We start from the raw sequence: 14,564 nt of genomic DNA, 5'->3' as shown, positions 1-14,564 counted from the left end.
GTTATTCTGATTTTATATTATTTACCGGATTCTCATTTGCCACATGCCAATTCTGGAATGTCACCGTTACCACCGTAATCACACCCACAACCAGGAATGCAAACGGTAATACCCACCAATACATCGGCGTACGGTAAGCAAAGTTTTCCAACCACCGGTAAACACCATACCAGGCAACCGGAGCACCCAGGATAAAACAGATCAACAGAATCCAGAAATAGTTCACATTGAACATATACAAGATCTGGCCTGTCGTAGATCCCAGCACTTTGCGTACGGCAATTTCTTTCCGCCTGTATTCGCTCTCGAACACAACCAGTCCGAACACGCCCACAATCGAGATAAAGATAGCGATAAGACTGAACAATGTTATCAGCGAACCGATCTTCAATTCTTTTTCATACGTCCGTTGCATCACCTCATCATAGAAACGAACCACAAAAGGGTACTCCGAATCAAACTTGGACAACGACTCGCGCACATGTTTCATCCCGGCGCGAAGATCGCTTCCGGCTTTAAACTTCACATAGCCTGTATTATAATAATTACCTTCCTGCCCCCATTGATATTTTCCCCATAAATAAAAGGCCATCGGGGAAACCTCCTGACGAAAAGAAGCGAACTTGATGTTCGGGATGAAACCGATAATTTCGTCACCATCTATCTTTTCATTCAACTTCAAGTCGTATAACGCTTTTGCTTTTTCATTAAAAATGTAACAGCCATCCTCTTTCAGGTCATCTTCCGACCGGAAATTACGTCCTTCCTTCACTTCGATTCCCATCACTTTCAGGAAAGAAGAAGAGACAGGAAGACACTGGAAACTAATCTGTTCTCCATTATAATCACGCCCCCAACCCATATACTGATCTTGGCTGGCCAACAGGAACTGGGAATAAGTCACGTCTTCAACTCCGGCAAACGTCTTCAACTGGTTCGTGAAAGCATCCCGATTCTGGTTGATCTTATTATTCAATTGAATCGTAATCATTTCCTCCTTATCATATCCCAGCGGCGCATTCTGCATATAATGGTTCTGTAAATACATAAATAAAGAGCCGATAATCAGGATAAAGGAAGCCACAAACTGAATACTCACCAAGAAGCTCCTCATCCGGCGTCCGGCAAGCGAAAGCCCGAAACTTCCTTTAAGCACCAATGCCGGCGGGAAAGAAGTGATGTAATAGGAAGGATAAAGGCCGGCCAACATTCCGACAATCACAGCGATCAAGGCCGTGCCACCGATAATCCCCGGCTGTGCACCGAACGACATATCAGCATCCACCAGCGAAGCAATCGGCGTTTTCTGTGCGAGATATAAAAGCAGGAGCGAAAGCAGATAAGCAAAAATACTGACACAAACCGATTCCATCAACAGACAGCCCCGCAACATACGGTCGGAGCTCCCCAACACTTTCTGCGTATTGATACTCTTGATACGCATCGGAGTCAACGCCGTACTGAAATTCGTAAAATTAATGCCGGCAATAATAAGGATAACAAAAGCAATGGAGAAAAGCACAAGTATCGTCTGCCGGCTTGCCTTCGGCATCGAGTCGAAATCGACATTATTCAGGAAATGGACATCGGGAAGGGAGGTCAAACGAAGATCCATGCCCTCCTTCTCCCAATCGAAATCATCGCCAAAAGCTTCTTTTGCATTAAAATTCTTTTTAAAAGTATCCAACACAACATCTTTATTGACCGGATCGTCCAGGCGGACAAAAAATAGATAGTTCCAGTTACCCCAACTATTATAATTATCTTTCGGGTTCATGGAAGTGTATATCACGTTCTGCAAGGACGAATTAAGAGGAAAATCCTTATAGACACCTTTCACGATTTTTGCATCCTCCTTCGGATTGGAAGAGATCAATTGCTTGTTCATTGCCGATCCACCCCCAAAAAGTTTTTCCGCCATACTTTCCGGAAGGATAATACTGTTCGGTTCGTCCAATGCCTGTGCAGTTCCTTCTAACCAGTCGAAATGAAAGACTTTCAGTATCTCAGGAGTTACATTTACGGTGTTTTCCTTATAGCTGGTCCGCTGTCCGTTTTGCTCCACATAAAAGAAATAGCTGCTTGTCCAACCTTCCATAATCCCTCCTCCCTCAATATGAGGAGACGATTCGGTAAACGCCCGTGCAAAAGGTCGACAGATAATTGCCTGGGAACCTTTTTCTCGCACAAGATCCAAACGGAATATAGACGGCGCATTCCGGTGACTGCAGTCGAAGGTGTAATCATAATTCACCTGCATCATAATCAGCATAAAGGCTACAAAGGCTATGCTCAACCCCAACACATTGAGAAGTGTCGCCGCTTTAAAACGGCGAAGTACGCTAAAGAAGTTTCGTAAGATCGTTTTCATACTCGATTTGTTATTTATTCACTTTTAAGACTGTCAACCGGGTTCGCATTTGCCACGCGCCAGTTCTGGATAGAGACAGTTAATAAAGTAATGGTCGTTACCGACAAGAAAGCCAATACGAAAATCCACCATGAAAGACTTACTTTATAAATAAAACTTTCCTGCCAACGGATGATCGCATAATAGGCGACCGGAACGGCAACCACAAAACAGGCTGTCGCGATTTGCAAATACGTCTTATTAAAGAGACGTAACAGTTCGCCAATCGTTGCACCAAAAACCTTCCGAATGCCAACTTCTTTCCGTTTATATTCACTTTCAAGCATTACAACCCCGAAAACTCCGATCAGCGAGATCAACACCGTCACCAGACTGAAGAAGGTGATCTGGCGTCCTACCCGCAGCTCTTTTTCATAGAGATAGTCCTGAACTTCATCGAACAGGCTGATTTCCGGCAGGTAATTCGGGTCTATATCATGTAAAACGCCCGTAAGAGCCGTCTTCAAATCCGTATAATCGACACCGGTGTGAGTACGGATCATCACCTTGGACAGATAAGTATTCTTTCCGACAAAAAAGCCAAAAGGTTCCGTTATGCTTTTGAAAGAATTATATTTCAGGTCCGGCATAAATCCGGCTATCTGTTCCCGTGCATGAAAATCGCCCCAATCCAGAGACAGGATATCCCCCGGTTCGAGTTCAAATTGCTTGCGTGCCATCTCATTAAAGATATACGTGCCGTCACCCGACGCATCCTCTGCCTGGAAATTCCTTCCGGCAACCGGCTTGATTCCCAAAACATCCAGGATCGAGGGATCTGCCTGAACCAACAAAAACTGTATCTCTTCGCCGTTGCGAGTGCGTCCCATGCGCGTATAGTTATCCGTTGCGCCAATCAGGTGCGAGACCATAGAGACAGACTCGATATCCGGCATTCCTCCTAATTTTTGCTTGATCAGTTCCGGCTGCTTCTTCAATTCGTTCGTCAGGTTTCCGACGACAACCACCTGCTCCTTGTCAAATCCGAGCGGCAGATGGAGCATATACCGGTTTTGCAGGTTTACAAACAAAGCTCCGATGATCAGGACAAAAGAAACGATATACTGCAAACAGACCAGACAGTTCCTCAACTTCTTTCCCTTCGGAGACAGGCCGTAATTACCTTTCAACACCAATGCCGGCGGAAAAGATGTGATGTACCGGGCAGGCCAATAACTGGCCAACACCCCGATCACAACGACAAATCCTCCCGTACAGAGGATCAAAGGCAACCTACCCTCCAACGAAAGCCCGCCGACCACAATATCGGCAAACGAACTTCGCGACAGGCCATAGATATAAAACAAAGACAGCAGGTATGCAACCAGGCAAATCCCTACCGCCTCCAAGACCAAAGAAAGGCGGATGATTCCGACACCACCGCCCAATACCTTTTGCGTATTAATGCTTCTCACCCGCATCGGGACCTGTGCATTGCTGAAGTTGGTAAAGTTGATCGCAGCGATCACGACGATCAGGAAAGCGATGCCCAACAGCAAGCGCAACAAGGTATAGCTGCCTTTCTGTTTTTGTGTATCGAAATGGCTGTCTGTCTGAAAATAAACCTCATGCAGGGAGACAAGGCGCAAGTCCATTTCTTCCCAGTTCAACTGGTCATGCCGGAAATATCGTTTGAAATTGCTAACCAATCCGGCGGCGGAAGCCGGATCATCCAGGCGGAGGTAACACTCGTAATTATTCATACCCCATTGTCCTGCCCCTTCCCGATCGGATATTTTCCTGTAAATAGCATTCCGCACTATGGAATTTTCCGGAAGATCCTTATAGACGCCGCCAACGACAACCGTCCAGCCCTCTCCCACCAATTGTTGTCCCAATGCGGAAGATGAGCCGAAAAACTTCTGAGCCATCCCCTGCGATATCAGCGCCTGGCCGGGAACGGACAGAGCCGACCGGTCTCCTTCGACCATTGTAAGCTCGAACACATCGGCATAGTCCGCAGAGACAGGATATAAGGTCTCGAGGAAAGACTCCCGGTTTCCGTCATGCTCAACCATCACATACTGTTTATCGACAAAGCCATTCAAAAGCGCCCCCTTCACTATATGCGGGGAAGAAGCCACGAAAGCATCTATCAACGGACGGTTCAGGCAAGCCTGCCCTCCATAATCCTCATGCGTAATTTCAAGTCTGTAAAGGCAATCGGCATGTTTATGAAAACGGTCGAACCCCCACTCATACGTCATCTGCATCATCAGAATCAAAAACACAGCAAAGGCTACGGACATACCTATCAAGTTCAAGGCTGTCGGTAACCTAAACCGACGGAATACGCCGGAAAAGTTATGTAACAAAGTCTTCATATCTTCATATGATTGGTTATTTCATGAAAAGCAGCAAATAATATGCCAAACAACATAACAATCAAATAATCAATCAGATAAATAAAAGCAGAATAGACAGCAGTGTCTAATTATTTGACACCACTGTCTATTTTCTTGACACTTTATGCAAAGCTGGTTATCCCACCATATCCCTCATGGTCAGGTACTCATGCTAAACGCGTACCATTGTTACTATTCCTTATATTCCGCAACCTGGAAGTAACACCTATCCGGATGCAGATATGGAAAACCACTGTTTACAGAGGCATCATCCAAGCTCCACACCGGCTTATAGTCCGGACCGTTTATTCCTTTAAAATCAAATCCCGAATATAGGTCTTGCTTACCTTTGTCGGCATCGCTGACAATCGAAGACTCCCAATTTTTTCCACTTCCGTTGCGAATATAAAGGTGTGTCAGATCCCTTGTTACGAGATCGGTTGTCCCGACAGCTCCGTTTCCTTTCTCGACATTACCCGTATTGACAGCCCGGTAGCAACGACTGTTTGAACCCAGGGAGCCGGCAATGCCGCCTCGATGATCGCCACTCGTCGTAGATGCCCCTCCTTGCTGGCCCTTAATTTCGCCGGCATTATAGCAATCCAGGATATGATTGTCGTCGTCTTTTTTAGCACCTTCCACTTTACCCAAAATACCACCCACGCAACCGTAATCTTCCTTCGACTTCGGAAAATCGACTGTCCCCCTGTTGCAGCAATACCGGATATGCATCCCGTTTCCACCACTAAAATAGCCGACCAGGCCGCCTACGCCCATGTATCCGGCATTGCTTCCGGTCATAACGGTCCCATGATTCACCGAGTTATAGACTGTTGTACGATAGGCGCACGTACCGGCAATACCGCCCAATCCGGAAGATTTATCCCCGAGTATTCCCTTAATGGTCCCATAGTTGGCAGCATTATAAATTTCAAACGAACCGTTCCCTGAACACCATCCGACAATACCGCCGCCCGTCATGTTCACCGACACATCTCCAAGATTCACAGCATTCGTCAACTTTATCACGACACCGGTACCCTTACTTTCCACGTGGCCGATTATCCCGCCGACATTCGTTCCGCCGCTTATCACAGCTGAAGAGTAGTTGATCAGATTCTCGTAGCCACATTCTGCCCAATCGCTGCACAAATACCCGATGAGCCCTCCCAAGGCCTCGGAGCCTGAACCTGTGCCATTGAACACCCCGCACTTACTTGCACAATCCCCGACAGGCGTATCAACGATATATCCGGCAATTCCTCCCACATAGTTCACACCGGTGACAGTAGGGGTGACATAGAAGCCGTTGATTCTGGATTTTTCAGCCCATCCGACCAGGCCTCCGACATATTTAGCTCCCGAATACAGGGCTCCGCTATTCACTTTCCCTGAAAAAAATGCCTTGTCGGAGTTATTGACAACCACATCGGTCCGGCTGAACACCGGCTTGTACGTTCCCTGGAGAGTTGTAGTCAGAAGGGATCCGGCGAAACCACCGGCGTATTCCAAAGCATTAACTTCCGTGTAGCCGCTCATTCGGACATTACCGAGATTGACCGTCCCGCAAGATTCCATATAACCTGCAAAACCGCCTCCCCGAGACGTCGCATTTATATGCCCTATGTCTATTGTCAGGGTAGATGAAGTTTGAAACTCTATATTCGTATTATAGACACGCCCTAAAACGCCTCCGCCATAATCACCTGCCACCTCTATATTAGATGTTAATAATGAGTTCCCGGCAAATTGCAAGGTGATGCCTCCGCCATCGGGAGGATTCAAAGAGCCGATTAGCCCGCCAACGTAACCATTTCCTTTGACCATAAGACTCCCTAAAGGCAACTGATACGAGTCTATCGCCAACGTATAGGGGGCTGCACCATCAGAGACAACCTTCCCGGCCAGGCCACCCACTTCGGAAGTTCCGCTGATCGGATAATTAATCGTTACATTTTTTAAAGAGCATGAGCCAGTCATAAAAAGTTCCCCGATCAGGCCGCCCGTAAAGCTTTTTCCGGAGACAATCACCATATCCCTATCATCTGTGGAATGCGCAAACCGAATACTATCCGCGTCTATTCTACCATATAATTTACCGATTAAACCACCCGAATGCTCTCCACCTTCAAGGGAACCGAACGGATAATTAGATCCAATGTTTTTTACGTTCATGTGGACATTTTCCGCCCAGCCGATCAGGCCTCCCGTATAAGGACCGCATCCTACAAAGCCGACATCAACCTTAACGTCTTGAATCGTAAGATTACCCGGTGTATTCCCAGTTCCTTCGGCATAGCCGATCAGACCTCCGATCATTTCTCCCCCTGTAGTTATTTCCCCGCTCACTGTTACATTTTCAATGCGGACATTTCCTTGTGCTGCTCCTGCCAGCAAACCGCATTTGGAGGCAGGCTTCTGTATATGCGCGTCCCCAATACTCAGGTTTCGTATGACTGCACCGTCATAAAGAGCAGAAAAGAGACCGACATAAGAATCTTTCTCACTATTATTTGTCCCGGTGTACCGCAGGGGGCTTATCTTATTTTCGCCACCATCGTATATCCCGGCAAACGGTGCGCTTTTATAACCGTTTCCCTGGTAAAGGCATTCGGTAACAGGCGCATCGATATTACATATCTGTTTAAAATATTGTCCTTTACCGTAGTCACTGTCATACATGAGAAGCTGTCGCATCAAATAGGCGAAATCTTCGGTAGAGGAAATCAAGTATGGATTCGTATCGGTACCCTCTCCTACCAATTGGTCGTATTGATGCAGGGAGCTTTGTACGCCGCAGACCATGTGGTCTTGAAATGTCAGGCGATAACATTGCGGATAGATGTCTCCATCGGCCTCTTTCCGTATCCAGACGACATAGTCTCCGTCGACAATAGCCTGGCCATGAGGGATAAAAAGGTCGCACGAAAGAAGACCGGAGGTACGCTTCAACCGCCCTTCAAAATCAAGATGACTATTGTCGCTCAAAGACCGGAGTTGGAAATAGATGATTCCGTCGTCATCAACAAACTCCGTCTTACCTTCGGGCAAAGTAAAGGAACTAATCAGATGATCGCCTGATTCCGTCAGTGTGGACCCGAAACTGTTACGCTGGATATCATCATCGGAACAACCTCCGGCAACCAACAGGATTATCAAATATAAATAGAAATGCCATACAGGCTTATTTGTCGTTCTCATATACGATTGTTTTTATTGTTTAGGTTTCTCATATTGCATCTCAGACTGGTAGGGAACAGGGAAACTGCCGATGTTTGTATCAGGTAACGACCAACGTACGCTGAAATCCCAACCGCTATAACTACTCTTCCTATTCAGCTGATTTAATATCAAACCTTGATATTCAGGATATTCATGACTCGGGGGAAAGGCATTCCAGTAATAAAGATTCACATATCGGCTACCCTGAGCGTCATTATAGGCCATATTAGGCCAACCATAACCGATGTTCAAACAGTTCTTCAGTTCGGCAACTCTCTCCGGATGTCCGACAAGCGCCCCGCCCGCATAGCCGTCACTGCCGTTCAGACAATCCGAGACAAGACAGTTTTGCGCCAGTTCTCCGACAAGCCCGCCGTTATACTTTTCTGAACTGGTAACGTTCATGTTTCCGAAGCTGACACATTGGGTGACCACCACTGCATTCTCGGCAAAATCATCTGCCAGGGCGATCATCGAATTGGCATACCCGACTCCGCTAATAACAACTCCCGCCGCCGAGAGCACCAGACTGAGCCCACCGGTTGCAGGCGTGGCAACCATCCCCACCACCATCGCAACTGTTCCGGCATAGAAACATACGCCATCCACCAGGGAATGGGCAATCGATTCGACCTGTTTCCTCTTCAAGAGATGTTCGTAGCGCGCATCTCTTTTGTAATTCATGGCATCACGGTAGATCTCGTGGTTGGAACCTGTTTCATACCATTTTACAACATCGGCCCTGTTCTTCATAAATGCGTTGATCATCTCATCTCTCCGCAGATCTTTATCCTTAAAAGAGACCGAGAGTCTACTGACCAGCAATTGGTCCATATCCGACTCCAACGTCTCCATTCCCATAGCCATTAACCCGCTTAGCGTGTTTGAAAAGACTTTCCGTTCTATGGGGTCGAGCAGATGCTTAAATTCGTGCTCCAGGGTAAAATAATTGACGGCTGTCATCACAAGATCGTGTGTGGTGAATACTGCCTCGATAATAGCCTTTCCGCTTTTCCCGACAAAACCGGGAATAGGTATAACACCTGCGACCGAGACTAAAAACTCAGCAGATGCAAATATGGCAGAAATTTTATCCCTCGCAGTCCACACCCTTTTATCTCCGACTTCTCCGATGATGCCGCCGAGACGCGTATTTCCGGAGAGATTGGCAAAGTTGGCACAATAGTTCACAGCCAGACAACTTCCACCGATACCGATCATACCTCCGACATGGCTCCCCTTGACAGACACCGGTCCCATGTTTACATCCAAAGCCAGGGAACCAGTCACCATCATGCCACTCATTCCACCGGCATAGCCGGATGCAGATACGGGCGCAAAGTTGACCGAGTTGGAAATCGTAGACAACGGGGTCATCCCTATTATACCTCCGGCATATTCATTCGCAGCCTCGACAGCTCCATCATTATACGATTTATACACAGCCAATTGTGCCTCGCCACACAGACCTCCGACATAGCTATCACCTTTGACTGTTCCCTTGTTAGAGCAATATCCGACGAACGTATTGTTATAGCTGGCCTCCGGATTGACTGACACCAATGTGCTGCCCAGGATTCCTCCGACCCCTCTATAGCCAGACACCTTTCCTTCGTTGCTGCAGGTAATAATCGTACTGATCCCGCTTCCGCCCACAATACCTCCTGTACCGAGGTTAAGAAGAGAGGTAGAAGGAACACCAGCCGGTTTACCATTTTCTACCTTATAACCTGTAACACTCGAACTGTTAGTACAAAGATAGACATACAAGGAGTCTGCATAACCGACTATTCCACCGGCATTTGTATATAAAGCATCAACAGTGCCATTCGAGTTGTGCGAGTTTGTAATTTGCGTGGCCGACCTCAGGTTGGCGCCTCCCAGGATACCGCCTACAGCGATAGCGCCGGACAAGTAGGTCGTTTCTACGCTACAGGAATCTATCCACAGCTTCACATCAGGATCCACACAACCGACAATTCCACCAACGGCCAGACCATCTTTCTGGCGGCCTGCTATCACTGACGAAGTCACCTTACATCCTTTTATAAAGGAGGCATCGCGTCCACTTCCCGATGTAACGACCGCGCCGGCTATGGCCGACACGGCGCTAAGACCGGTGATATTGGCGTGATATATCTCCAGGTCCATGATAGCTGCCTTGTCTATGTATCCGAACAAGCTGGCACCGACTTTATTCTGGTCAGACATGGTTAGATTCAGGATTTTATATCCATTTCCGAAATAATAGCCGGTAAACGGATGAGTACTGCTCTGTCCTATCTGGTACCAATTGCCTTCCCAACCACACTGTTTGTTATAGTCATCCATATAAATATCGTGTACCTGAGAGAAGCAGGAAGACGAAGTAATCACGCCATTCTGGATAGCATATCTGATTTTAGTCAGATCCTCAGGGCTGCTGATCAGATACGGATCGTCCTGGGTTCCACTGCCGAATAATTTAGCATTGCCGGCGTATGTGCTTTCCAACTGGATACCTTCTTTCGTCACATTCAATTTACAACATAAGCCAAATTTCCGTTTTAACCCGTTAATATCCGGGCATTCCGATTTTACTGTATATTCGAGATACAGCAGTAGATATTTACCCTCTTTCAAACCTCTTTCCATTGAAAAATGGGATACACCGGAAAACCGCTGGTGCTTGGCATTCCTATGGATGATGCTACCGTCGGGTGTCTTGAAATAAAAAGTGAGTTCGCCGTACGAGAAATCCTCCGTCTCATTCGAGAAAGTGACCTGGTCTTGCGGACCCTCATAAACGTCCCTGGAAGTCGGAGGTGTTTCGGGTGTTATAACATCACGATCCGAGCAACCGGACAGGACAAAAAGAAAGAGTAACAGATAAAAGCAGTTTGTCTTCATACACATACAAATATTAGGATTTACTAAGTTTGTCCTAAATGTGTAAATATTTACCTTAACAGGTGTCCGTGTGGCGCAAAACTTTTGTCCGTATAAAGCAAAAGACTGATGTTTAAATATTTAACCTTCCTTATTTTCTTCCGAAAGTTTTCTGTATTCGGTAGGCGACATGCCATAGCTTTGCCTGAAAAGACGATAAAAAACCGAACGGGAGGCAAATCCCGAATCATAACAGATCCGGTCGATTGAAAGGCCGGAGGGTTGGGTAAGTAAGCCGGCGGCATGTTTCAAGCGGAAATCATTGAGAAACTCCCCGACCGTCATGTTGCCGCCATAAGCACGTACGGCCTCCATCAAATAGGTACGGTTGGTTCCCAAGCGTTTCGCCAGTTCATCCCTATTGAGGGACGGAGAGGTGAAAAGTTTTTCATTTTCCAGCAATTCGTTCAGGCTTATGAATAAGCGTAATTCCCGGGAGAGATCACCCTCCGGAATCTGCCGGATCGTTTCGACCGCTTTGTTTTCCCGTTGAAGCTTTTCCTGGATACGACGGTAAAGTATCCGGTTTTTCGCTTTCAATCGCCGGGAATAGACGATATAGCCGGATAGCAGTAAAACCAGTAATAAACAACCGGTAAAGGCGCAAATCATCCAGATCCGGGCATTTCGCTTCTCCCTGTTCAGCCGGTCTACCTCGAAAAGCGTATGTAGTTGATCTATCCTTGCGTTGATATTCAAACTGTTTACCGAGTCTTTCATCTGTATATAGGTTTGGTAGAACGGTGCACAAGACTGGGGTTCGTCGGAATAGGCCAACAGTTCAGCTTTCCTCAACAGGTCGTCCATATAAAAAGAAAGGTCGCCTTTATGTGCCGCCAACAAAATATCCATATCCTCAATCGCCCCCCGATAATCTCCTTCCGCTTGCCGCAAGGCACAACGGGCTTCGTAAAAATGCTCATAAGCGTTTGCCGGAATCTGGGGATAGATAAAAGAAGCAGCCTCATCCAACAGACGTTTTGCCTCTTGCACCTGTCCGTCCTTCAAAAGAGACAAAGCCAAAAAGGCGCGGGCCGTAACGGGATAATGGCCGGTAGGATCCGGTTTCTCATGTTCTTCCCTCCACTTCACAAGGGTGGCATAATCTCCGGCATAGCGGATTATCCCCTCCACATCATCCATTTTCAAAACCGTCATAAATAACCATTCATATAGCACAGCCGATACATAGAGGACTTGGTTCTTGCCGTTCTCGTAAGAAGGACATATCGCAAGTCCCTTTTCAAGGACCATGAGCGCCTGTCCGTATAGACCTAATTTATAATACATGCTTCCCTGCACCTGCAAAGCCATAACCATACCTACCGGCTGATTGATCCGTTGAGCCGTCTCGTACATAACGACAGCCTCTTCTTTGGCTTCGTCAAACCGTCTTAGCTTAAACAGTCCGGATATATAAGTACTGTAAGCGGAAAAATAAAAACTGTATTGCTTTGCCTCCAATATAAAAGGAAGGCACTCCCGCGCCTCGGCAATCGCCGAATCAGCGGAATAGAAGTTGAAAAGACACTGCATCCGGTTCAACCGCGATTGGCAAATTGCCGGGGTATCACACCGTAGGATCGCATCATCAACTGTCGCATTCCAATCGGCTATATCATTGCTTGACATGGCGGTACGCATCAAAAAAATATATTTATTCCTTCCGGTGGCAGTATCAGCCCGGCACAGACATACACAAAGCAAGAAAACAAACAGGAAAAGTTTTTTTCTCATCACATCTTTGTTTAAAATCATTCAAACAAATATACGCATTTTACGAAATACCAAGGCATATATAACAAGAAAACATAAAGAGTACGAAAAAACACATCAGTTTCATGCGACCTCTGGGTTGAAAAAAAAGGAACAGGCAAGAACTTCTATTATAGAGAGAGTTTTTAGGGTTATACCCCTAAAAACTCTCAGAAAAAGCACTATCTTTGTGGGTATAACTATAAAAACCCCGAACAATGATCGAAAGAGAACTATATATGAACCAGATACTCCCCTTCATGGACCGCCCGTTCATCAAGGTGATAGCCGGTATCCGCCGTTGCGGAAAATCGGTCGTGTTGCAACTGATCAGGGAAGAACTGCTGAGGAAAGGTGTTCGGAAAGAGCAGATCGTCTATATGAACTTCGAAAGTTTCGAATGGATGGACATCACAGATGCCAAATCCTTATACAATCACATAAAAGAGGTTAGAAAAAGAGCTGACGGAAAGATATATATCCTCCTGGATGAAATACAGGAAGTGGAAGGCTGGGAAAAGGCGGTCAATTCATTCATGGCAGACTGGGATGTGGATATCTATGTGACCGGCTCCAATTCGAGGATGCTCTCGTCGGAACTTGCCACCTACCTGGCGGGACGTTATATCAGTTTCCATATCATGCCGCTCTCATTCCGCGAATACCTGGTCTTTCACGAGATTCCCCAGCCGGCAGATCAAACAACACTCCGGGAAGAATTCCGGAAATATCTACGTATGGGAGGATTCCCGGCAGTCCATACTGCCGACTATGAATATGAAGACATTTACAAACTGGTTTACGATATCTATTCATCCGTTATCCTGCGTGATACGGTACAACGCCATGGCATCCGCAACGTGGAGTTGCTGGACCGGGTCGTAAAATTCGTGTTCGACAATATCGGCAACCGGCTGAATGCCAAAAACATTGCCGATTACTTTAAAAGCCAGCAACGCAAGGTAGACATCAATACCCTGTACAACTATCTGGATGCCCTGCAAGGGGCTTTCGTCATCCGGCGCGTCCCCCGCTACGACATCAAAGGGAAAGAGCAGCTGCAGACCAACGAAAAATATTTCGTAAGCGACCTCTCACTCATCTATGCTGTCATGGGTTACAAAGACCGCCTGATAGCCGGAGCATTGGAAAATATCGTTTATTGGGAACTGGTCAGGCGAGGCTACGATGTCTTCATCGGCAAACAGGACGATAAGGAAATCGATTTCGTCGCAATACGCAAAGAAGAAAAAATCTACATCCAGGTCACCTACCTGTTAGCATCCGAAACAACCGTCGACAGGGAGTTCGCTCCCCTGCTCTCGATCAACGACCATTACCCGAAATTCGTGGTAAGCATGGACGAAACGTGGCAGGACAACATCGAAGGCGTAAGGCATAAACATATCGCCGATTTCTTAACAGATACAACGTGGGGATAATACAATAACCCCCTTCCCGGGCTATTTTTCTATTTCGTCTGAAATTTCGATCTATTTTGGATTGACTCTTTTCACGGTTTTAACCATTCCGGCTGACACCGAACGGAATGAGGTGCTGAGGTTATCCCAAAAAGCGTACAATTTGATTACCGAAAGACGGAAACGCCGGCAAAGTGATAAACCTTAACTCCTGGAGAATCGATTATTTGAAAACAAAACGGACGACGTTCCAAATATCCCAAGGAAATTCAGGGGCTTTTTTGCCATGAAAACGGTCCTCTTTCCCATTACGACCGTTCAAATCGCCATTACGACCGTCCTAATCTTCGCGAGGTGCCGAGTGCACTACACATTAGCACGGTCATAATGGCAAAGAGGACGGTCATAAATGTTGGAAACGCTCTAAAAAGGTGAAAAAGTACCTTTTTGAGGTCAAAAAAGTGGATTAACATTTGTTTGGTT

General features: G+C 46.6%; 6 protein-coding genes. 1 reads left to right on the top strand and 5 read right to left on the bottom strand.

Annotated elements, in window-relative coordinates; all coding sequences use genetic code 11:
- Position 1 precedes the first annotated feature (1 nt).
- The 5 genes from DWU89_RS13965 to DWU89_RS13945 all read right to left on the bottom strand — a co-directional run bounded on the left by DWU89_RS13965 (position 2) and on the right by DWU89_RS13945 (position 12,642).
- Entirely contained in the window at positions 2 to 2,371 is a 2,370-nt protein-coding gene (locus DWU89_RS13965; protein ID WP_115500249.1) for an ABC transporter permease, read from the bottom strand.
- Between the two features lie 14 nt (positions 2,372 to 2,385).
- The gene (locus tag DWU89_RS13960) at positions 2,386 to 4,734 is read right to left on the bottom strand and encodes an ABC transporter permease (protein WP_115500248.1); all 2,349 of its coding nucleotides are present in this window, start codon (positions 4,732 to 4,734) and stop codon (positions 2,386 to 2,388) included.
- Between the two features lie 213 nt (positions 4,735 to 4,947).
- Positions 4,948 to 7,956: a M26 family metallopeptidase gene (locus tag DWU89_RS13955; protein WP_115500247.1), complete on the bottom strand. Its 3,009-nt coding sequence runs from the start codon at positions 7,954 to 7,956 to the stop codon at positions 4,948 to 4,950.
- 12 nt (positions 7,957 to 7,968) lie between these two features.
- A complete protein-coding gene (locus DWU89_RS13950; RefSeq protein ID WP_115500246.1) occupies positions 7,969 to 10,866 on the bottom strand; it encodes a peptidase M26 in 2,898 nt (965 codons plus the stop codon).
- A 120-nt stretch (positions 10,867 to 10,986) separates the two neighbouring features.
- Positions 10,987 to 12,642 (bottom strand): helix-turn-helix domain-containing protein, encoded by a 1,656-nt coding sequence (locus DWU89_RS13945; protein WP_115500270.1) that lies wholly within the window; start codon positions 12,640 to 12,642, stop codon positions 10,987 to 10,989.
- Between the two features lie 236 nt (positions 12,643 to 12,878).
- Here DWU89_RS13945 and DWU89_RS13940 point away from each other — a divergent pair, with 236 nt between their 5' ends.
- Positions 12,879 to 14,102, top strand: a complete 1,224-nt coding sequence (locus tag DWU89_RS13940; RefSeq protein WP_115500245.1) for an ATP-binding protein — start codon at positions 12,879 to 12,881, stop codon at positions 14,100 to 14,102.
- The last annotated feature ends 462 nt before the right edge of the window (positions 14,103 to 14,564 follow it).

It is taken from the genome of Parabacteroides acidifaciens (genome assembly GCF_003363715.1).
In the GTDB taxonomy this organism is placed as follows: Bacteria; Bacteroidota; Bacteroidia; order Bacteroidales; family Tannerellaceae; genus Parabacteroides; species Parabacteroides acidifaciens.
Note: the sequence above shows the minus strand (reverse complement) of the source record. Positions and strands in the feature narration are given on the sequence as shown.

Bases quoted from the DNA above. Each gene is read 5' to 3' on its own strand.
- DWU89_RS13965 (WP_115500249.1), bottom strand. From the start codon at position 2,371: ATGAAAACGATCTTACGAAACTTCTTTAGCGTACTTCGCCGTTTTAAA.
- DWU89_RS13960 (WP_115500248.1), bottom strand. From the start codon at position 4,734: ATGAAGACTTTGTTACATAACTTTTCCGGCGTATTCCGTCGGTTTAGG.
- DWU89_RS13955 (WP_115500247.1), bottom strand. From the start codon at position 7,956: ATGAGAACGACAAATAAGCCTGTATGGCATTTCTATTTATATTTGATA.
- DWU89_RS13950 (WP_115500246.1), bottom strand. From the start codon at position 10,866: ATGAAGACAAACTGCTTTTATCTGTTACTCTTTCTTTTTGTCCTGTCC.
- DWU89_RS13945 (WP_115500270.1), bottom strand. From the start codon at position 12,642: ATGAGAAAAAAACTTTTCCTGTTTGTTTTCTTGCTTTGTGTATGTCTG.
- DWU89_RS13940 (WP_115500245.1), top strand. From the start codon at position 12,879: ATGATCGAAAGAGAACTATATATGAACCAGATACTCCCCTTCATGGAC.